A 21,094-nucleotide genomic window follows, 5' to 3' on the forward strand; every position below is an offset into this window, starting at 1 on the left:
GTGCTTTCTGGTTTTTCATACAAATCATAACAAAGGAGCGAATTGAATTGAGTACAAAAACGTTAAGTGCTGAGAAACAACAACTTATCCAATATATTGAGGATCATAAAGATGAATTGATCGGTTTCCTGCAGGAACTTGTTTCGATCCCATCGGATAATCCTCCTGGAGATTTGCAAGAGATTGCTGAACATATTGGCAAACGCTTAAATGAATTTGAATTTGAAAACGTAAAGCTTCATGAGGTGGAAGAGGAACTTGTAAAAGCCCATGGGATGATTCGCGTATCGAATGTTGTTGGTTTTCAAACGTTTGGCAACGGGGAAGGCCCAGAAATTACGTTAACTTCTCACGGGGATGTCGTACCCCCGGGCCTTGGATGGACACAGGATCCGTATGGCGGAAATATTGTCGACGGAAAATTATACGGCCGTGGTGCAGCCGTCTCTAAATCGGACATTGCTTCTTACACGTTTGCGGCATTAGCTTTACGGCAATTTAAAGATAAATTGAAAGGGAAAATCTCCTTTGCATTTACATTTGATGAAGAAACAGGCGGCTTAGTAGGACCGAAATGGCTGCTGGATCGAAAGCTGGTCAATCCTGATATGGCGATTTATCCGGGCTTCACCTATTCTCTCGTAAATGCTCACAACGGTTGCCTTCACCTTGAAGTGAAATTAAAAGGGAAATCTGCTCATGCAGCTGAGCCTCAGCACGGACATGATGCGTTAGAAGCGATGACAGGTGTGTTGAATGCGATTTATAACTATCGGGATTCGCTCTCTTCGATCCATTCGAAAATTCCGGGCATTGATACGCCGAATATTACGGTAGGATTAATTTCCGGCGGGATTAATACAAATGTCGTCCCTGATGAGTGTGTGATTCGTATGGACCGGCGATTGATTCCGGAAGAAGATGGTGAAATGGTTGAAAAAGAGCTTCGCAATATCATTGATACTGCCGTGGAGAAGTACGAAGGCATTCAAGCGGAAGTCACTCGTATTCTATTAGCAAACAGCTTTGGCCCAACACCTGTTAACTCTCCATTAGTGAAAGCGGTCGCTTCCAATTGGAAAGAAGTGATGGAGACGGATGAAGAACTAGAAATTAAAGGTTCGCCATTGTATACGGATGCCCGCCTTTTTGCCGAAGCAGGTGTACCTATCGTCTTGTTTGGCGCCGGTCCGCGAACATTGTTAGAAGCGAACGGACACCGTGCTGACGAACATGTAAAAATTGACGATTTGCTCAAATCAACGAAAATCGTTGCTTTAGCGCTTTATGATTTATTGCAATAAAGTCCTTTAACTTAAGGAGTTGGACAAGCGATGAAACTGGGGTTTATAGGATTAGGAAACATGGGCCTTCCGATGGCGATCAATCTAGTAAAAGCAAACTATGAAACATTTGGAATTAACCGGAGCAAAGGAAAAGAAATGACTTTCGCTGAAAATGGCGGAAAAATTGGCAAGTCGGTTGCCGAGCTTGCCAAAGAGGCGGATGTCATCATGACATGCCTTCCGTTACCTGATGATGTAGAGAACATCTATTTCAGCAAAGACGGTATTCTACCAAATGGTAAAGAAGGATTGACGTTAATCGATTTTAGCACGGTTTCTCCGGATTTAAATGAAAAAATATATGAAGCGGCAAAGAAAAAAGGAATCGGCTTTTTAGATGCGCCGATCAGCGGCGGAAATGAAGGGGCAAGATTAGGAACGTTAAGCATTATGGTCGGCGGTGACAGGGAAGTCTTTAATAAAGTTTACCCGATTTTCGAAGTGCTCGGGAAAAACATTTACCATACGGGGAAAGTCGGTAATGGGACAATTTTTAAACTCATTAATCAATACATGGTCAGCGTTCATACTCAGGCTGTCAGTGAAGCGTTGTTTTTAGCTGAAAAAATGGGGATCGAGTTAGAAAACTTGTTTGAAATATTGAATAATAGCTATGCCCAGAGCCGCATTTTCGAACGGCATTTTAAGTACATTTCCAAAAACGAGTATGAACCGGGCTTTGCTCTTAATTTGTTATACAAAGATATGTCATTAGTGCAACAAATGGCCGAAAACAATAATATTAAATTGCCAGCAGGAGAACTCGTGAACAAGATGCTTGAAAGCGCAAAAGAATCGGATTATCAAAATGATGACATGTCGGCACACTATTTGTTTTTTAAAGAGAAAAGCAACGTGGAATTGGTGAAATAGAAAAGAATGTAATAAGCAGGTTCCTGCTTATTACATTCTTTTCTTCTAATAAAGGAGAGATTGAAATGCTAATCAGTACGAAAGAAATGTTAAAGAAAGCGCAAGAAGAAACACGCGCAGTTGCAGCCTTTAATACGTATAGCCTGGAGACAGTGCAAGCAGCAATTTCTTCCGCTGAAAAGGAAGAGCAGCCTGTCATCATCGCGCTTGGCGAACGGTATTTCCCGACGGTTGATGTTGAAGGCTTTGCAGCAATGGTGAAAGCGATGGCGCACAAGGCGGCAATTCCGGTGGCTCTCCATCTGGATCACGCCTATGAGAAGGACTCGATCATTCGTGCGATCAAAAACGGATTTACATCTGTTATGTATGACGGATCAAAATACCCGCTAAAAGAAAATATAAAGCGGACGAAAGAAATTGTAGATATTGCCCATATGGAGGGTGTATCCGTTGAAGCAGAAATTGGCTCGATGGCGAAGGGGGCTTATTCGGATGAAGAAGAAGGAGATGGAACGTTAACTGATCCATTATTAGCAAACGAATTTGTTAAAGCGACGAATATTGATTTTTTGGCTGCAGCGATCGGGACTGTTCATGGAATGTATCAAGGCGAGCCGAACATTGATCTTGAACGCCTTCAACAAATTCATGAACTTGTCAACATTCCATTAGTATTGCACGGCGGTTCCGGAACGCCTGATGAAAAAATAGTGGAGACGATCAATCATGGAATTTGCAAAATTAACGTAAACACAGAGATTTCAGTGGCTGCTGTAACATTTTTGAAATCCGCATTTGATGATGAGTTTAAAGATGATCCGATGCCTCATTTATCTAATATTAACCGGGTAATGCAGCAAAAAATGGAGAAAGCTATGCAGCGATTTGTGCGTCTGTTTTCAAATGAAAAGCAGGCAGTTTGTTAAAAAAGGCAAACCATCCTTTTATAGGAGGGATGGTTTTCTTTTTTGTTTGAATTTATAAAAAATTCGCAATTGAAGTGATTGTGTAATTGGGTTATTATATCAGCAAAAGGAAAAATAGCTTCATCTTAACAAAGCTATGTCTGAAATCAGCTCCATATTTTACGACTGTTTGGGAACTTTGTTGTTTATAACGCAACAAACTGGGGGGTGTCTAAAATAGTGGTTACTGAGTTAGAGAAGATCGTTGATGAAAAGCGAATCGTAAAGTCAGGAGATGAAGATCCGTTCGGCAACCTCGGAAAGTGTACAGTTTATCCGCAAACAGAAGAAGAAATTTCGGCCATTTTAACTTACGCATCCAAAAATGGCAGGAAAGTATTTGTTGAAGGCTCCGGCACGAAAAAAGGGTTTGGCGGCCTTTTGGAAAAAGCCGATATTTTACTTTCCTTGAGCCATTGTAAAGGTGTTGTCGAATATTCGGCAGGCGATCTTACTATAACTGTTCGTCCAGGAACAACGATAAAAGAAATTGGGGAATATCTGGCTCCGTTTGGTCAGTGTCTCTCCGTTGATCCTGCGTGGCCGGAATTTGCGACGATTGGCGGTGTGATTGCTGCCAATTCCAGCGGACCAAAGCGGCTGAAATACGGTTCAGCCCGGGACTTTGTCATCGGTTTAAGGGTCGTTTACCCGGACGGCAAGGTGATTCGCACTGGCGGTAAAGTTGTGAAAAACGTTGCCGGCTATGATATGAACAAGCTATTTGTTGGTTCAATGGGAACGCTCGGAGTCATTAGTGAAGTAACAGTAAAGCTCAGGCCATTGCCTAAATATGAAAGTCTCGTCCTTCTATCTTTTTCTGAAAAAAATTTACATGAAATCCGTTCATTTGTTATTCAACTTCTAGACTCGATGATGGAACCGGTTTCTCTTGAACTGGTCAATCCAACGTTATCCAATCAGCTGACCGGGTTAGAAGGTTACACGCTATTCATCGGGTTAGAAGGTATTGAAAAATCGGTCCTTTATCAAGAAATGTGGATAAAGGAACATCAACCGAAAGAAACGGAATTAATTATCTTGCAGCAACATGAAGCAAAAAAGATCTGGTCTACATTTGCCAAATTAGCTCCGAATCCGCTACGAATAAAAGAAATTGATGAAAGTAATCTGGAAATAGGAATTAAAATTGGAAGTAAAAATATCGATGTCATTGAACTAGTAGAAGCGTGCCATCTCATGAGCTTAAATAAACATGTCGACGTGCGGGTTCATGGTGGGATTGGGCATGGGATTACGAAAGCGTATGTCAAAGGGAATACAGAGGCTGTATTATCGTATGTAAGGGACATCAGGTCTGCCGGGTGTAATAAAGGAGGGTACGCTATTGTCGAGCATGCGCCTTATATACTGAGAAAACACGTTAATGTTTGGGGAGATCCACCTTCTTATTTTTCATTGCTTGAAGGGATTAAAAAAGCCATCGATCCAAATAACGTCCTGAACACGCAGCGATTCGTCGGAGGTTTGTAAAAATGAGTATAGAAGAAAAAGAACGTATTAGTGCAAGTGGGAAATCACCTGCCTGCATGTCAATGAGTCTTGGAAACTATCTATGGAATGATCCGCCGGATGAGAACAAATGGACTGACTGTGTCCATTGCGGTATGTGTCTTGAAGCATGTCCAACCTATCAACAAACGGGTGAAGAGCATCAATCGCCAAGAGGACGAGTGTATTTAATTAAAGCGGTTGCTGAACAGAAAATCGAAGTAAATGAACAATTTGCGCATCCGATTTTCACATGCCTTGACTGCCGGGCATGTGAAACGGCGTGTCCGGCCAATGTTCAGGTCGGTGGCCTAATCGAAGAAGCAAGAGGGCAAATTCGCCAGGCGATGCCGTTATCCGGTTTTAAAGGGGCGGTGAATAAATTCTTTTTAAAAGGGGTATTCCCGCATCCCAACAGGTTGCACGCGTTAGGAAGCCTGATGAAATTTTATCAGAAAAGCGGTTTGCAAACCACTATAAGAAAAACAGGACTGTTAAATATATTGCCAGGTCATTTGAAAGATATGGAAGCTGTTTTACCGACTTTGGACCATGAACCAACTTTAAAAAAATTTAATGAAGTTGTGCCTGCTAAAGGAAAAACGAAGAAACGAGTGGCCATGCTAACAGGGTGTGTGATGGATGTAATGTTCAGCGACATTAACGAAGCGACGATTCGTGTGCTGACTAGAAACGGATATGAAGTAATGCTTCCGAAAGAACAGCGCTGTTGCGGCGCACTGCATGTTCATGCGGGCGACCGTGAAACTGGCAAAAAGCTGGCGAAGCAAAATATCGAGGCGTTTAAAAATGTTGAAAAAGTGGTCGTTAATGCGGCGGGATGCGGTTGCGCGTTAAAAGAATATCCTGAGCTGTTCCGAAATGAACCGGAATGGAAGAAAGAAGCAGAAGAATTTGCTCGTAAAGTAGAAGACGTCTCCACGTTTTTGTATACCGAGGGCTATGAACACCCGAAAGGTGAACTAAAGACAAGGATTACGTACCATGATGCGTGCCACCTTGCCCACGGACAGGGAATTCGCTTTGAACCGCGCGAGCTTTTGAAGAGCATTCCAGGAATCGAAATGGTTGAATTGCCGGATGCGGACCGATGCTGTGGCAGTGCCGGTATTTACAATTTAACGAACCCGGAAATGGCGGGCGTTCTGTTGGAGCGAAAAATGAACGATGTGCCCGAAAATGTTGAAATGATTTCAATGGGAAACCCGGGCTGCATGCTTCAGATGGCAATGGGCGTCCTGCGGCATGGAAGAAGCGAAAAGATAGTCCATACGATGCAACTGTTAGATTGGGCTTATCAAAAAGAAGATGGGGAAAAGGGAGGTGAAGGCCATGTTCAGGAAAAAACGAAAAGTGCAAGGTGATGAGACCATTTTATCATTAGCCCGCATTGTCGGGGACGATTATATCCTTTATCGGAAAGAGGACTTAATTGCGTATGAATGTGATGGATTAACGCTTTATAAAGGAATGCCAAAAGCCGTTGTTTTTCCGAAAACTACTGAAGAAGTGTCACAAATAGTGAACTATTTATCCAATTGTAACATCCCATTTATCGCCCGTGGTGCGGGGACGGGCTTAAGCGGGGGAGCGATTCCGTTTGGAGGAGAAGTCATTATTAGCCTTGTTCGAATGAAAAAGCTTTTACGTATTGACTATGAAAATCGGCAGGCTGTTATCCAGCCGGGATTTGTCAATTTAAAATTAACGAACTCGATCGCCCATAAAGGGTACTATTATGCACCTGATCCTTCGAGCCAATATGCCTGCACGATCGGCGGAAATGTGGCAGAAAATGCTGGCGGGGCGCATTGTTTGAAGTATGGTGTAACGACGAATCACGTTCTTGGACTGGAAGTCGTGCTGCCAAACGGAGATATTGTAGAAATTGGCGAGGAAGGGATTGCCGATCGCCCGGGATATGACTTGTTAGGACTGCTAACAGGTTCGGAAGGGACGATGGGGATCGTTACGAAGATTACCGTCAGAATTTTGAAAAATCCGGAAGGGAAGAAGACGGTGCTCGCTTATTTTGATCGCATAGAAGATGCCAGCTATGCCGTCTCCGACATTATTTCGGTCGGGATTGTTCCAGCCGCACTGGAAATGATGGATAAAACCGCAATTGAAGGGGTGGAAGCGGCGAATTTTCCTGTCGGCCACCCGAAAGATCTTGCGGCGCTTCTCCTTATTGAAGTAGATGGAATCACGGTTGGAATTGAAGACGAGATTAATGAAATTGTTGAGGTTTGCCGAAGACGTAACGTAAGAGAAGTCAAGGTCGCTAAAGATGAGGCGGAAAGAGCGAAATGGTGGGCGAACAGAAAAACAGGCTTCGGCGCAATGGGGGCCATCTCGCCTGACTATCTCGTCCAAGACGGGGTTATTCCAAGAACAAAACTCCCGGAAGTCCTTGCAAAAATTAACGACATCAGCAAGAAATCGGGTCTCAGGATCGCGAACATTTTCCACGCAGGGGACGGCAATCTTCATCCGCTTATTTTGTTTGATGCAAAAAAGGAAGGTGAGACGGAGCGGGCGCTCGCTGCCGGATCGGAATGTTTGAGAGCATGTGCCGAAAGCGGCGGATCGATCACCGGGGAACATGGCGTCGGCATCGAGAAAAAGGAAGAGATGCGGTTTATTTTTACAGATGATGAAATCGAAGCACAGACGAATATACGAAGCGTTTTTAATCCTCATAATCTGTTAAATCCGGGAAAAATATTTCCAAGTCCGAGCCGGTGCGCAGAAATAAAACAGGAAATTATTACAAATAGAGAGCCTGTTATCAATTAACGAGATAAAAAAAGATGGAATTCTACTGTGGAATTCCATCTTTTGCTTTTTAGTTTAAGCATCCGCGCGTTCAATTAAGACATCTGGCAGGCGGTTAATTTTCTTCAATACTTTCGCATCGTCTGTAATTTTCCCAAATACTTCGACAGAGCTTGCTGGTCGAATTTCGCCATTTGCGCTTACTGGAGTGGGGCCGTAAAATATGCAAAAGGCGGATCCGGGTGGCCAATAGGCAAGATCCCCTTCGTTGACCACCTCTTGTTCATTTTCAAGCTTAACATCAGCATTGATCGAAAAATAAATTTCATCGCCCCAGAGGCTACCGCGTGATGAAATTGGGAGGCTGTTCCAAATCTTTTCTCCCGCTGGAGTGTCATGGAGTACTCCATTTAATTGATAGTCATTGACTTTGATCTTGATTTTTTTCAAATTCTTCTCCCCCAATAAAAATGTTGTTTTTTATATCGTTTCAACCGCGCATTTCTCGTTATCATACACATCTAACGCAGCCTGGACGGCACGGCCGGCATGAAGTTTCAGGCCATGTCGAATCAGCACTGCTTCTAGAGCGCCTAAAACGTGAAGAATGTTTTTCTTCCTGCAGCTAAAGCCCATTGTTCCTATTCTCCATATTTTTCCTTTGAGCGGACCAAATGAGCTGGCGATTTCGATATCGAAGTCTTCAAGCAGCATCGAAAGGACGGCTTCTCCGTCAATCCCTTCAGGAATCGTTATGCATGTAACAACGGGCAATTTATATTTGGCATTGCCGAACAGTTCTAGCCCCATCGCTTTAATTCCCTTGATGAGTGCTTTTTCATGCAATTGATGTCTTAAGAATCTTTCTTCAAGTCCTTCTTCTAATACAATGCGCAATCCTTCGCGTAAAGCGTATAACATTGAAGTCGCTTCGGTATGGTGGTTTAAACGGATCGGACTCCAATAATCCATCAGTTGGCTTAAGTCAAAATAGTTGCTGCGAATGACGGGACGCCGACGTTTTTTGTCTTCTTCTCGGTCAGCAAGGCCTCTTTCAATTTTCTTTCGTTCCAATAAAATGGATTCAATTCTTGAATTAAACGTAATCGGAGCCATTCCAGAGGGGACGGATAAACATTTTTGCGTGCCGCCTATGCAGGCATCGATTTTCCATTCATCTACTTTTACATCAGTGCCGCCAATTGAGGCAACTGCATCAACAACAAAAAGAACGTCCATATCTCTACAAGCTTCCCCGATTTCTTTTAAAGGCTGCATGCGTCCAGTTGATGTTTCACCGTGTACCATCGCTACAATCTTTGGTTTCACCTTTTTAATTTCTTCAATTACATCATGAGGCTGAAAAACTTCTCCCCATTCCGTTTCCATTGTAACGACTTCGGCATCATACCGCTCGGCGATTTCGGTAAGGAGATGGCCGAACCGTCCATAGATTGGCACAAGCACTCGATCACCGGGTTCAATAATGCTACATAAAACAGCCTCGATTCCTGCTCTTGATGTGCCGTCGATAGGAAAGGCCCAATAATTATTCGTTTGAAACAATTTCCTGAGCATTTCCATCGTTTCATTCATCATATTTGTAAACTCCGGATCAAACTGCCCTAATATCGGAGTAGACAATGCCCTGAGGACACGTGGCTCTGCTTCAACAGGACCGGGCGTCATAATCGTTCGCAAAGAAGTACTTAAATCTCTATACATGCTCAATTCCTCTCCTTATCCTATTTATCTGTCTTATAATAAATAAAACCCTCTCCTTTTTTGAGAGGTGGATTGATCTTTAACCGATCTACTTTTTTATGCTTATTTTAGTAGATATGGGAGGTCGAGTCATTGTTTACTGTGGACAATAATCGCTCTATTCAACCATGCACGATGTACAAAATGCAAAACATTAAGTTTGTCAGTAATTTTTGTTATAATGGTAAAAAACATCGTTTAAGGAAGTGTTTCTTTTGTTTGAACTTTACTTTCCAGAAGATAAAACGGAATATATTCCGGCGGTGGGCATTCTTATCGTTTTCATTATTCTCGCGGTGGTTGTCTGGCGTTTTTTTAAATGGCACCATCAAAAGGAATTGACGAAATTAGGCGAACTTGAGGCTAAAATAAAGGAAGCACAGTCAAAGAATGATCAATCTCATAGCTGATACATAAGAAAATTCGATTGACAATTTTGGAAGATTACGTTATGATCAAGATAATTAAATGAATAGTGATTCCCAAAGGGGAGTAGCTCTTGCAATAAAGTCGTCATTACGGGACTTGGGTCCTCGGCTTTATTGGCAATGTTGATTGTTAGCGAGACCTTTGCCAGTGTTTGGTGAAGGTTTTTTTTGCGCCTTTACCAATACATATGGTAAAGGCGTTTTTTATTGGTTTTAGACCAATAAGGGAAAAATTAAAGAGAGAAGGGGATAATGAAAATGGAATTTTTGATCGCTTTACTTTCGATTGTGATGATTGATTTAGTTTTGGCCGGAGACAATGCGATTGTCATTGGATTAGCCGCAAGAAATTTACCGAAACACCAGCAGAAAAAAGTTATCATATGGGGTACGATTGGGGCCATCATCATTCGGGCTGCGGCAACAATTGCTGTCGTATGGCTATTGGAAATCCCCGGGCTGCTTCTTGCAGGCGGACTGATTTTAATCTGGATTGCCTATAAACTATTAACCGAAGAAAAAGATCACGAGGTTAAAGCCGGGAAAAATACGTGGGCTGCGATCCGCACGATCATTATTGCCGATGCGGTTATGGGGCTTGACAATGTTCTTGCTGTTGCGGGTGCGGCGCACGGAAACTTTCTTCTCGTTATTATCGGACTGGCGATTTCCGTTCCGATTGTCGTCTGGGGAAGCACAATCATTTTAAAATGGATGGAGCGTTTTCCGATTATCATTACAATTGGAGCCGGAATCCTGGCGTGGACGGCTTCAAAAATGATCGTGAAAGAACAATTTGAATTCATGAAAAATCTTTTTGACAATCCTTTTATTAAATACGGGTTTGAAATTGTAGTAGTAGCTGCTGTTGTATTGGTTGGGTACTTGAAAAAACAAAAGGGAAAAGAAAAGGGAGAAGAGGTTCGAGAGCACATTCAATAATGTTGTGCAAAAGGTCCAATTTAATGGGCCTTTTTATTGTGTGCAAATATAAAAATGTTGGGAAAATAATTACTATATTTTAGTAGATTTGTATGGTAAACTATAATGTGAAATGGTGAGCAAATAAATCCCTATGTTGAAGGGAGATGAATGTTTGATGAATGAACTGCACACTAAACCGATTATTTTGTTTGATGGGGTTTGCAACTTATGCAGCGGCATCGTTCAATTCATTATTAAGCGAGATCCTGATGGGAAGTTTTTATTTGCCCCTTTACAATCGAAGGTCGGAAAAGTATTACTTGAAAAGTTTAACTTACAGGATCATCCAATCGATAGTTTTGTGTACGTCAAAAAGAATGAACATTATGTAAAATCGACAGCCGCGCTTCATGTAGTGAAAGATCTTGGAGGTTGTTGGAAGTTGCTTTATCCATTGATCATTATCCCACGGTCGGTTCGGGATAAGGTTTATGATTGGATTGCGAAAAATCGTTACAAATGGTTTGGCCAAAAAGAATCGTGCATGGTTCCCGATTCTTCAATTATAGAGCGGTTTTTAGATTAATGTCTTTTGTTAAAAGACTTTAAACTGGTAATGCAAATTTCAAAAGATGTTAAAAATAACTCTGCCCGTTTATGAAAAGTAAGAAGGTGAATCATCTTGGCACAAAAACGTTATGAAAATCTCGATCAAATCAATACGATTCGATCAGCGAAAGAACTTTTGCGCTGGCGGAAAGAGCGGAGAGGGAAAACGAAGGACCTGTCATTCGTCGTTCCCCATGATGAAGACATTGACATCGCTTTTTTGCAAAATAATAGGACAGAAATGACGATTACATGGATCGGTCATTCAACATTTCTTTTGCAAATGAATGGTCTTAATATTTTAACCGATCCGGTCTGGGCGAATCGGATGGGATTTGATAAAAGGCTAAGCCGGCCCGGGATTCCGATCATTGATCTTCCCCCAATCGATCTGGTTCTTATTTCACATGGCCATTACGATCATTTGGATTTTTATACGTTAAGAAGAATTTCCGGCGAGCCGCAATTCTTTGTCCCTGATGGATTGCTCGGTTTAATGAAAAGAAAAGGCTATAAGAAGGTCCGTGAATTTTCATGGTGGGATTCCTTTACTATCCAAAATCTAACGTTTACGTTTGTTCCGGCCCAGCATTGGACGAGAAGAACGCTCTGGGATACGAACACGTCCCACTGGGGCGGCTGGATCATTGAACAAAAGGGTGGAAAGACGATTTATTTTGCCGGAGACAGCGGGTATTTTCGCGGATTTAAAGAAATCGGGAAACGATTTTCGATTGATTATGCATTAATGCCGATCGGGGCGTATGAACCGGAATGGTTTATGTCTCCTCAACATGTCAATCCCGAAGAAGCGGTGCGAGCATTTTTGGATGTAAAGGCGAAATGCTTTATCCCGATGCATTATGGCGCCTTTCGATTAGCCGACGATACGCCCAAAGAAGCTTTAGAGCGGGTGAAATCCGAGTGGGAACGGCTTCGTCTTCCAAACGAACAATTAAACATCTTAAAATTAGGGGAAATCTTTCGACCAGATCTATCTCATAAAAATACATAGTTTGCCGATGTTTGGAAAACATGAATAGTAAAAGCGAACAGGGTGATGAGGATGGGACAGTTCGAGTTTGAATTTTCCTCCACTATGAAAGAGCAATTGAAAGAAAACATTATTCATATTAAGGGGAAGATGGATGATATTTTAGAGTCGCTCGATCAAAGAGATGAATGCACATTATGTAAATTTGAGGAAATTCAAAAGAAGTTATTTGAAATTCAATCAACGGCGGCTTCTTATTATTTAAAAGCTTATTTATCCCCATTTACGGATTCATACATCGTCATTACAACAGCTATTCAGCATCTATCCAGTAAGAGGCACGGGGCGTTAATCGTTGTTGAACGAAACGACCCGGTAAATCCGTTGATTCATCCCGGCACGCCAATCGGGGGAGCATTATCCTTTTCCTTAATCGAGTCGATTTTTTATCCTGGCAGCCCTCTTCATGACGGAGCCGTATTAGTACAGGGCAACCAAATCGTCTCAGCAGCTAATGTTCTTCCTCTATCCCAATCGTTTTACGGCGAGCGAAAACTTGGAACGCGCCACCGGGCGGCTCTCGGGCTATCCGAAATGAGCGATGCATTAATATTAGTCGTATCTGAAGAAACCGGGAGAACATCTTTTGCATTAGATGGAACGTTATATCTTTTTACGCCGAGCTATGACATGTGATATTTGGAGGTATCGATATGGGAGCCATTGAAAGAAACGGCCATATGTTTGAAGTGGAGTACAGCATTCTTCTTCAAAAAGGCGGTGTCCACGTCTATAAGGATGGAGAATTTTTAAAAGAATTGGAGTTCACATTTTCAGGCAACCAGCCTGATCCCGAACAAATTGAACAATTGGTGAATTCGTATTTTGAAGAGCGCTGATGTAAGAGGAGCTATTCATTAAAGAATAACTCCTGATTTTTTTATTAGCTTTTTATACCCGCTTGTTCAATGATACGCTTCATTGCCTGAATTTGCCCTAAATGCATCGCCTCATGCATCAGGCTGAAACCAGCTAATTCCCCGAATGTTTCTTGTCCTAAAAATGGCTTTTCAAGTTTTTCATTAAATCGTTCTGCAGGAATTTGCTTGATGCGTTCTAATTGTTCCTTCAATTGTGAAATGAGTTCACTTACTTGTGGAACATCATCTTTCCAATCTGCCGGTTTAGTCCCGTTTCCGAATTGTTCGATATATTTTTCCGGGAGATGTGCTGATTTCTTCGGAAAGCCGAACATAAATTGTTCTGTCACTGTCAATACATGGCCGATATGCCAATGGATCGTGTTATTAAACCCTTCAGGTTGAACATTGGCTGTTTCCTTTGAAATTGCTTCAACATTTTTTAAAAAATTGCCTCTTGTCGTTTCAAATTGCTTAAAGATCAAGTCGCTCATTATTATTCTCCTTTCTTATTTCTTCCCTTTTACTATATCAAAATTTCGACCGTGGTATAAGTTTTAAGATTCATAGAGATCGATGAATAAACTCGTGATAGAATAGGTTTAGAGATAAATTTTAGACGGTTAAAGGAGTTTGAAATGAAACTTATTATTGCGGAAAAGCCAGACCAGGGAGCAAAGCTTGCCGCTCCGTTTCCCCATAAGAAAAAGTCGGGCTTTATTGAAATCGCGCCAAATGAATTGTTTCCCAAAGGCGCCCTCTTAACATGGGCGATTGGCCATTTATGCGAATTGGTCGCGCCGGAAGAATATGATGCAAGGTGGAAAAAGTGGTCGCTTTCAACACTGCCAATCATTCCTTCGCAATTTAAGCATCGGGTGATGAAATCAAAATGGAAGCAGTTTCAAATCATCAAAGAATTGGTGCATAAAAGAGAAATAGAGGAAATCATCATGGCAGGCGATGCAGAACGGGAAGGAGAAGCGATTATCCGCATCATTTTGCAATTATGCAAAACGAACAAAAAAATGAAGCGGTTATGGATTTCTTCGTTAACCCCGAAATCAGTAGTAAAAGGATTTCAACAGTTGCTTGACGAAAAAGAGACGAGAAACATTTACTATGAAGCGCTGAGCCGCGCCTGTGCGGATTGGCTCGTTGGCATCAATATTTCACGCGCATATACGCTTTTGCTCCGGCAAAAAGGCATTTCGGACGTTTTCTCAGCGGGACGCGTCCAGACCCCGACGCTAGCGTTAATTGTTAAACGGGAAAAAGAAATTGAAAACTTCCGCTCAGAGCCTTTTTGGGAAGTGAATGCCATTTTTAACATGAACGGCAAGCGGTACGAAGGAAAATGGCATAAAGAAGGCGAAACCCGCTTATCCGATCAAAAGTTAGCTAATAAAATCGCTGAGTTCTGCCGAGGAAAAGAGGCCAGGGTCCAATCGGTAGAAAAAGAACGAAAGGAACTGCAGCCGCCTTATCTGTTCAATTTATCTTCCCTGCAAGCGACAGCGAATAAAATGTATAAATTTTCCCCACAAAAGACGCTCGACATTGCACAAAAATTATATGTAAAAGGGATCATTTCTTATCCCCGAAGCGATTCCAGTTTTGTGACAAAAGAAGAAGCAGCGCTATTTCCTGAAACGCTTCAAAAACTAAGCAACTTCGAGCAATATCAATCGTACTTCCCGCTGCCCTTCCAATCGATTGCGAATAATAAACGGTATGTAAATGAAAAAAAGGTTACCGATCACTATGCGATTATACCGACTGAGCAAGTCGTCAATCCAGAGAAACTGTCAGCGGAAGAACAAAAAATATACAATTTGATCGTTCTTCGTCTCATTGCCGCCCACTATGACAATGCCATCTTTGACTATACGACGGTCCATACATTAGTGGATGAAAGAGCCTCCTTCATTTCTAAAGGAAAAGAACAAATCCAGGAAGGATGGCGAAAAGTCATTTATGATAAAAGTGAAAAGGCAGGGGATGAGGAACAAGATTTGCCTCCTTTAGAAGAAAAAGAGAAAGGAAACGTTGAAGAGGCAAACGTAAAAGAAGGGAAGACGCAGCCGCCGAAACGGTATACAGAAGGCCAGCTGATCACATTGATGAAGACATGTGGAAAACATTTAGAAGATAAAGAGCTCGTCAAAGTGTTGAACAGCACGGAAGGCCTCGGGACAGAAGCAACACGGGCAGGAATCATTGGCGTCTTAAAAGACCGAAAGTATATTGAAATCAAGAAAAACCAGGTGTTTGCGACAGATAAAGGGAAGCTATTAATTGAAGCGGTTGGAGCGAGCATTCTTGCTTCTCCCGAAATGACGGCAAAATGGGAAAAAAGGCTTCATGAAATCGGGGAAGGGAAGGCGGAGGCGCAAGCTTTTATGGAACAGGCGAAAAGGCTCGCCGTCAGCTTGATTGAAGAAGCAAAAGAGAAGAGCGTCACATGGAATTTTGAAGGTTATTCTCTAGAAGCATTCAAAACGAAAAGTCCATCGAAAAAACGAACGGGGATCGGCACGAAAATGGGCAAATGCAAAAAATGCGATGGCGATATCATCAATAAGGGAACATTTTATGGTTGTACTAATTACAAAACGAAAAACTGCACGTTTACCGTTTCAAAAAAAATATTAGGAAAGACGATTTCGCAGGCGAACGTGAAAAAAGTACTAAAAGACGGAAAATCCGGTCTCATTAAAGGATTTAAAAAAGGAGATAAAAGCTTTGATGCATTTCTCATCTATAATGAAAAGGAAGAGAAGATCGTTTTTTCGTTTGCAGAGGGCAAACAATAAGCATTACGTTTTTTAAATCAAGAAGTTTATGGTATGGTATTAACGCATTACTATACTAGTTAGAAAGGATTGGAAAGATGCAAAACTTTGTATTTCAAAATCCAACAAAACTCATTTTTGGACAGGGCCAGTTAGAGCAATTAAAAATAGAAGTTCCCCAGTACGGTAAGAAAGTGTTGATCGTCTATGGGGGAGGGAGCATTAAGCGAAATGGAATCTACGATCAAATTACATCAATATTGGATGAAATCGGTGTTGAATTTGTAGAATTGAGCGGGGTTGAGCCGAATCCGCGAGTATCAACTGTAAGGAAAGGGATTAACATTTGCCGGGAAAACGGTGTTGACTTCATTCTTGCGGTTGGTGGAGGAAGTGTCATTGACTGCACGAAAGCAATCGCCGCCGGGACGAAGTATGAAGGAGATGTCTGGGACCTGGTTACGAAGAAAGCGATTGCGCAGGAAGCCCTGCCGTTTGGAACGGTTCTTACATTGGCGGCGACCGGGTCTGAAATGAATAGCGGATCAGTGATTACGAATTGGGAAACAAACGAAAAGTATGGCTGGGGAAGCCCGGTCACGTTCCCGAAATTCTCCATATTGGATCCTCGCCATACATTTACAGTGCCGCGGGATCAAACCGTTTACGGCATGGTTGACATCATGTCTCACGTATTCGAACAATATTTCCATCATGGTACAAACACGCCGATCCAGGACCGTTATTGTGAATCGATTTTACGGACAGTCATTGAAACGGCACCGAAACTTGTTAATGACCTTGAGAACTATAAGTACAGAGAAACGATTTTATATGCGGGAACGATGGCGTTAAACGGAACCCTCGCAATGGGTGTTCGCGGCGACTGGGCAACTCATAACATCGAACATGCTGTTTCTGCCGTTTACGATATCCCTCACGGCGGTGGGTTGGCTATTCTTTTTCCAAACTGGATGAAGCATGTGCTCGATGAAAATGTCGCCCGCTTCAAGCAAATGGCGGAGCGTGTGTTCTCTATCAATGCGGAAGGAAAAACAGACCGGGAAGTTGCGCTGGAAGGAATAGAAGCGCTAAGACGTTTCTGGACGTCTATCGGCGCTCCATCAAGACTCGCCGACTACGGAATTGGAGAGGAAAAGTTGGACGTCATGGCTGAAAAAGCGATGGCCAACGGTGAATTCGGCCACTTTAAACAATTGAATAAAGAAGATGTTCTGGCCATCTACCGGGCATCGTTGTAACAATGGGGAGACTATGTTGTAATCATAGTCTCCTTTAGTTTCGTGAAAGAGTTCGATTTCATGTATTGACCAGATGGCAAAGGAAATAATGACGAAAGAAGGGAGGGACGACGGATGAAAAATGAGCGAGTGCCAGAGCATAAAATGAACTTTACAGGTGATGTAGAAGAAGCGCTTGATAATACCAATGCTGATGTCATGCGAAATACGACGTCAAGAAACAAAACGGTTGATGATCAAGCCAATTTAAAAAAAGAATAATAATCGTAATACAAAGGACAGCAACCAGTGGGGTTGCTGTCCTTTGTTGAAAATCTCCAGAAAAGTTTCATGCTTATGTCGTCTCACCTTCAGTGGTTTTGCTTCTTTTTTTATTTTTTGTATCAAATTCTTTAGCACGTCCAGTATCTTGTTTGTTTTTCATTTCGGAATCATCAAAAATGGCGTTGATCAGTTTCGGAACTTCATTTTTTGGCATTTCATACGCTTCCTTTCTTTTTTTCTGTATTGATTAGTATGCCAGAGAGGGCAGAAACCATTCTTGACAAGACACTATAACCACTATGAAGCACTTTTTTCTGGACGGTATTTTTGACGCCCTAGAAGTCAAGAACATGGGCATTGCAATGATTAAAGGGATTTATTGCAATGGAAGTACGCCAAATACGATGCTTAAATCAAGTATCATTTTTGGCGTGTTCTTCTTGTTTGCTGCTGTTACTGTTGATCTCATCACCAAAAAAAGCCTCAATCAATAATTCAACTTCATTTTTAGGCATCTTTGATCCCCCTACTTTTTAAATCAGTATATGAGAACAACAGAATAATTAAAACTTAATTATCATAAAAACTGACATAAAGTTGAACCCTAATCATTCTACACATTTAATATTTAGAGGATGAGAAATTTGGCAAAAAATAAGAAAGGACAATTGAACGTTCCGACGTCGTGGAACTGAGAAGCTCCCACCTCTCAGCGAAGGTGCTGAGTAGTTCACATAAAAAAAAGACCACGTATTACTAAGTGGTCTTAGAGTGTTTCTCCGTGCCCTTCTTGGACAAATTTTGCAGCAACATAGTGGGTTGAAAGCGTTTCTCCGTGTCCTGCCTCCTTTTTTAAGCTTAACTCAGTAATTGAAACGGTAAATGCCAGGGCAAGACAACCTAAAACAAAAAGGAATTTCTTCATTTCAACGCCCCTCTTTCAAGTAGTTTTTGTTTCGCCTCATAGGCAATATAAAAGTAATAATTACTTTTCTCTGCTTTATTTTTATTATAAAAACGAACGGCCAACTTTTCGGCATAATCTTGAACATATATCCATAATTCTTCTTTATTGAAGTAGTCAATTCCTTCTTTTACAGCCGATTCTAACTCAGTATCTTCTACCGAATGATTCATTTTGTGAAGAATATTTAAATGGATACGATATTCTTCGTTATTGGCTTCTTCGCAATGTTTTAATCCTTCCTCGACAAAGGCTACTGCTGTTTCCGGTTCTCCGATTTTGTAGTATTCACGGGCTAAGAGAAATGTTGTTTTATCTAGCTTAACTCCTTTTTCATAAACAAATTTTAAGCGATTGATGGCTGCTGCAGAAAGATTTTGATCGGCATATAAGAGACCAAGATTGTATCGAACGGTTAATGATAATTTTTCATGCTTCTTTTCCTCTGCGATGCTCAATGCTGCAATAAAATGTTCTTCAGCTTCCTCGAATTGTTTTAACGAGATACATGCCAATCCTAAAATATTTTCACAGTCAGCAGCGCTGATCTCATATCCGGGCTTTTCCTCAAATAATGACTTTGCTTTTGATGCATAATGAGTTGCCAATAATGGTTGCTCAATATGGTAGTAAAAAATTGCGACTTTATAATTGAATTCCGCATTCTCTATCTCATCATCAACATATTTTAAATAGTTTTCAGCTTTTATGTAATATTGACGCGCATCACTATAATTTCCTGTTTTTGTAGTTAAAATCGCTTTAAAAAAGTAATAGTAATAAGTGATAAAATCGTCAGTTTGTGCTAGGGGCAAATCAATGTTTTGCAATGTTTTTTCCGCACTAGTTAAATCATTGATGAGCATTAGATACCGGGAATCTAGTAAAGAGTAATAGACAAATAGGGTTTGGGTTGGATCATGTTCCATGCTCTGAAGCTTTTGCTCTATCTGATTTTTCAGTTGTCTTGATTTAATAAGATTTTGTGACCGAATTTCCTGATACCACTCATTCAACAATTGCATCATCTGTTCTTTGCTAATCGCCTGGACAGCCATTAAATCCCCTCCTATTCCTTATTTTTCCTTAATGCTAATTTGATAGTATCATAAAGAAGAATAAAAAGAAATTGGGAAAATTGTCGTAAAAAGGGTACTTTAACTCTACGGACATCTGTTCTATTTTCTCAAAAAAAGCAACAGGTTCTAGTTCTACTCTTTGGCTGTCCAAAGATTTAGTAGTTTCCATTTTAGTTCCTTCCATTCTGAAATACTTGGAAAGAGATCGAAAAAGAAGAAAAATATTAGCTTTTTAGCAGCGCAAAATAATGTCCTGCAACTTTGAAATAGGCTAATAGTCCTATTTTCCTCTCAATCTATTTACTGGAAATTAACGTTTGAAATAATCATCAATGAATCTAAATATGATGTAAGTTAAGACAACCCGTACGTGGCGAACTTTAAAAAGATTGGGAATAAAAGCCGGGTTCAATAAAACCCGGCTTCAATGTCCGCTTTTTCTTTTAATCCTCTCCATCACTGCATCCAGCTCATCCGGCTTCAAAAACTCAATTGGCGAAAATCCTTTTTCAAACAAAATGGAATCCGATTCGATGATGGTCACATAACGGCCGTTCACTTTGGCGAGGTGGATTTGATCACCGAAATCAGCCAACAGCCCTTTAATGGAAATATGGTCGGCTTTCATTTTTAATTCCAGTTCCGGTGTATGCTCAACAATTTGGGATGCCGCTTCGACGACCTGCTCTGTTGTAAAATGCTCGCGTATTTCCCGCTTCGGACTGGCCGCCCACGTTTCCATCGCTTCTTCCATCTGTTCCCGCTCTTCACTGTTCTCTTCATACGTTTCCTCGATATGCTCGCGAACCATGCCGATCACCTGTGTTTTCACGATTTCCGGCATCGACTGTTCGTACTCTACGAACTTTAAAAAGTCCTCGAAATAGCGGGCATGAGAAGCTTGATGGATCTTTAGTTCGCCTTCCTCGATCATTCCTTCTTCCGGCATGTACGGATATTGAATCGATTTCATGTTTTTCGTTGTAATTGCCATTTCGACATTGCGGATAAGGGACGTTTCATCTGCAATGGAAGCGACTTTTGGCTCGAAGTCACATTTCATAATGAAGACGAATGGATCGTCGAAATACTTCCGTAGCTTTGCGGATGCGACAAGGAATACACCGCCGCGCACTGCGCTCGTATCGAGATAGGAGGAAACAAACTGCTCACTGATTTTCCTGAAATCTTCCTCTGTCGCGGCAAAACGAGCCCGGTGAAAGAGATTATAATTCGGGTTCGAATCGAGTGCGTGCCCGGGCTCGACGATAAACCGGCCAATCTTCGTCGGCACTTGTTCAGTTTTTGGATGCCGTTCCACTTTCCGCTTAACAATTTTCGTCAGTTCACCGTCCAAAAAGTCTTTTAATGCGCTAGATTCATAGGTTTCACTATTCAATGTTTGAAAATGCTTATAATGTTTATTCGCCTGTTCGCCTTTTCCTTCTACATGCACGACGAAAAATGACAAATACGTAATTGTAAAATCCATTTCATTCACCCTGGCTTCATTTCTTTGACTCTCATTAGTATAGAAACCTGGCAAACTTTCGTCAATTTTAATATATGATAGTAGCATATCAAGGTAGTTAA

22 protein-coding genes are annotated in these 21,094 nt (G+C 41.5%); 15 read left to right on the top strand and 7 right to left on the bottom strand.

Features of this window, described 5'->3' with window-relative positions; all coding sequences use genetic code 11:
• The first annotated feature begins 47 nt into the window (after positions 1–47).
• The 6 genes from H538_RS0107110 to H538_RS0107135 all read left to right on the top strand — a co-directional run bounded on the left by H538_RS0107110 (position 48) and on the right by H538_RS0107135 (position 7,519).
• Positions 48–1,304 (top strand): ArgE/DapE family deacylase, encoded by a 1,257-nt coding sequence (locus H538_RS0107110; RefSeq protein WP_026677020.1) that lies wholly within the window; start codon positions 48–50, stop codon positions 1,302–1,304.
• A 30-nt stretch (positions 1,305–1,334) separates the two neighbouring features.
• Positions 1,335–2,219 carry an NAD(P)-dependent oxidoreductase gene (locus tag H538_RS0107115; protein WP_026677021.1) on the top strand — a complete coding sequence of 295 codons (885 nt, stop codon included), beginning with the start codon at positions 1,335–1,337 and terminating at the stop codon, positions 2,217–2,219.
• Positions 2,220–2,284: 65 nt separating this feature from the next.
• Positions 2,285–3,148, top strand: a complete 864-nt coding sequence (locus H538_RS0107120) for a class II fructose-bisphosphate aldolase (protein ID WP_026677022.1) — start codon at positions 2,285–2,287, stop codon at positions 3,146–3,148.
• 216 nt (positions 3,149–3,364) lie between these two features.
• The gene (locus H538_RS0107125) at positions 3,365–4,681 is read left to right on the top strand and encodes an FAD-binding oxidoreductase (protein ID WP_026677023.1); all 1,317 of its coding nucleotides are present in this window, start codon (positions 3,365–3,367) and stop codon (positions 4,679–4,681) included.
• A 2-nt stretch (positions 4,682–4,683) separates the two neighbouring features.
• Positions 4,684–6,084 (top strand): (Fe-S)-binding protein, encoded by a 1,401-nt coding sequence (locus H538_RS23315; protein ID WP_051291357.1) that lies wholly within the window; start codon positions 4,684–4,686, stop codon positions 6,082–6,084.
• Positions 6,053–7,519 carry an FAD-linked oxidase C-terminal domain-containing protein gene (locus H538_RS0107135; protein ID WP_035350260.1) on the top strand — a complete coding sequence of 489 codons (1,467 nt, stop codon included), beginning with the start codon at positions 6,053–6,055 and terminating at the stop codon, positions 7,517–7,519. The genes H538_RS23315 and H538_RS0107135 overlap by 32 nt, the downstream gene beginning before the upstream one ends.
• A gap of 54 nt (positions 7,520–7,573) precedes the next feature.
• Here the strand turns inward: H538_RS0107135 and H538_RS0107140 are convergent, their stop codons facing one another.
• On the bottom strand, positions 7,574–7,948 hold the full coding sequence (locus tag H538_RS0107140) for a cyclophilin-like fold protein (protein ID WP_035350262.1): 375 nt from the start codon (positions 7,946–7,948) through the stop codon (positions 7,574–7,576).
• A gap of 30 nt (positions 7,949–7,978) precedes the next feature.
• Positions 7,979–9,223 carry a pyridoxal-phosphate-dependent aminotransferase family protein gene (locus H538_RS0107145; protein ID WP_035350264.1) on the bottom strand — a complete coding sequence of 415 codons (1,245 nt, stop codon included), beginning with the start codon at positions 9,221–9,223 and terminating at the stop codon, positions 7,979–7,981.
• Between the two features lie 245 nt (positions 9,224–9,468).
• Between H538_RS0107145 and H538_RS0107150 the strand changes: the two genes are divergently transcribed.
• The 6 genes from H538_RS0107150 to H538_RS0107175 all read left to right on the top strand — a co-directional run bounded on the left by H538_RS0107150 (position 9,469) and on the right by H538_RS0107175 (position 13,116).
• Positions 9,469–9,672: a Vpu gene (locus H538_RS0107150; protein ID WP_026677027.1), complete on the top strand. Its 204-nt coding sequence runs from the start codon at positions 9,469–9,471 to the stop codon at positions 9,670–9,672.
• A gap of 276 nt (positions 9,673–9,948) precedes the next feature.
• A complete protein-coding gene (locus tag H538_RS0107155; protein WP_026677028.1) occupies positions 9,949–10,632 on the top strand; it encodes a TerC family protein in 684 nt (227 codons plus the stop codon).
• Positions 10,633–10,786: 154 nt separating this feature from the next.
• Positions 10,787–11,200 (top strand): thiol-disulfide oxidoreductase DCC family protein, encoded by a 414-nt coding sequence (locus H538_RS0107160; protein ID WP_407636380.1) that lies wholly within the window; start codon positions 10,787–10,789, stop codon positions 11,198–11,200.
• 93 nt (positions 11,201–11,293) lie between these two features.
• Positions 11,294–12,238 carry an MBL fold metallo-hydrolase gene (locus H538_RS0107165; RefSeq protein WP_154657918.1) on the top strand — a complete coding sequence of 315 codons (945 nt, stop codon included), beginning with the start codon at positions 11,294–11,296 and terminating at the stop codon, positions 12,236–12,238.
• A 51-nt stretch (positions 12,239–12,289) separates the two neighbouring features.
• The gene (gene cdaS, locus H538_RS0107170) at positions 12,290–12,913 is read left to right on the top strand and encodes a sporulation-specific diadenylate cyclase CdaS (RefSeq protein ID WP_026677031.1); all 624 of its coding nucleotides are present in this window, start codon (positions 12,290–12,292) and stop codon (positions 12,911–12,913) included.
• Positions 12,914–12,930: 17 nt separating this feature from the next.
• Positions 12,931–13,116: a DUF5370 family protein gene (locus H538_RS0107175; RefSeq protein ID WP_026677032.1), complete on the top strand. Its 186-nt coding sequence runs from the start codon at positions 12,931–12,933 to the stop codon at positions 13,114–13,116.
• Positions 13,117–13,160: 44 nt separating this feature from the next.
• Here H538_RS0107175 and H538_RS0107180 read toward each other — a convergent pair whose 3' ends face one another.
• Entirely contained in the window at positions 13,161–13,631 is a 471-nt protein-coding gene (locus H538_RS0107180; RefSeq protein WP_026677033.1) for a DinB family protein, read from the bottom strand.
• A gap of 144 nt (positions 13,632–13,775) precedes the next feature.
• Here H538_RS0107180 and H538_RS0107185 point away from each other — a divergent pair, with 144 nt between their 5' ends.
• The 3 genes from H538_RS0107185 (at position 13,776) to H538_RS26025 (ending at position 17,455) form a co-directional block, all read left to right on the top strand.
• Complete coding sequence (locus tag H538_RS0107185) at positions 13,776–15,953, top strand: DNA topoisomerase III (RefSeq protein ID WP_026677034.1); 2,178 nt, start codon at positions 13,776–13,778, stop codon at positions 15,951–15,953.
• Between the two features lie 77 nt (positions 15,954–16,030).
• Positions 16,031–17,194, top strand: a complete 1,164-nt coding sequence (locus H538_RS0107190) for an iron-containing alcohol dehydrogenase (protein WP_026677035.1) — start codon at positions 16,031–16,033, stop codon at positions 17,192–17,194.
• Positions 17,195–17,308: 114 nt separating this feature from the next.
• Positions 17,309–17,455, top strand: a complete 147-nt coding sequence (locus tag H538_RS26025; protein ID WP_154657920.1) for a hypothetical protein — start codon at positions 17,309–17,311, stop codon at positions 17,453–17,455.
• 73 nt (positions 17,456–17,528) lie between these two features.
• Here the strand turns inward: H538_RS26025 and H538_RS26030 are convergent, their stop codons facing one another.
• From H538_RS26030 to H538_RS0107225, 4 genes are all read right to left on the bottom strand, one after another.
• Positions 17,529–17,672 carry a hypothetical protein gene (locus H538_RS26030; protein WP_154657921.1) on the bottom strand — a complete coding sequence of 48 codons (144 nt, stop codon included), beginning with the start codon at positions 17,670–17,672 and terminating at the stop codon, positions 17,529–17,531.
• Between the two features lie 552 nt (positions 17,673–18,224).
• Positions 18,225–18,383, bottom strand: a complete 159-nt coding sequence (locus H538_RS26035) for a hypothetical protein (RefSeq protein ID WP_154657922.1) — start codon at positions 18,381–18,383, stop codon at positions 18,225–18,227.
• Complete coding sequence (locus H538_RS0107215) at positions 18,380–19,480, bottom strand: response regulator aspartate phosphatase (protein ID WP_026677036.1); 1,101 nt, start codon at positions 19,478–19,480, stop codon at positions 18,380–18,382. The genes H538_RS26035 and H538_RS0107215 overlap by 4 nt, the downstream gene beginning before the upstream one ends.
• A gap of 445 nt (positions 19,481–19,925) precedes the next feature.
• A complete protein-coding gene (locus H538_RS0107225) occupies positions 19,926–20,993 on the bottom strand; it encodes a DUF3900 domain-containing protein (RefSeq protein WP_026677037.1) in 1,068 nt (355 codons plus the stop codon).
• Positions 20,994–21,094 lie beyond the last annotated feature (101 nt).

This window comes from Fictibacillus gelatini DSM 15865 (assembly GCF_000430745.1).
In the GTDB taxonomy this organism is placed as follows: domain Bacteria; phylum Bacillota; class Bacilli; order Bacillales; family Fictibacillaceae; genus Fictibacillus_A; species Fictibacillus_A gelatini.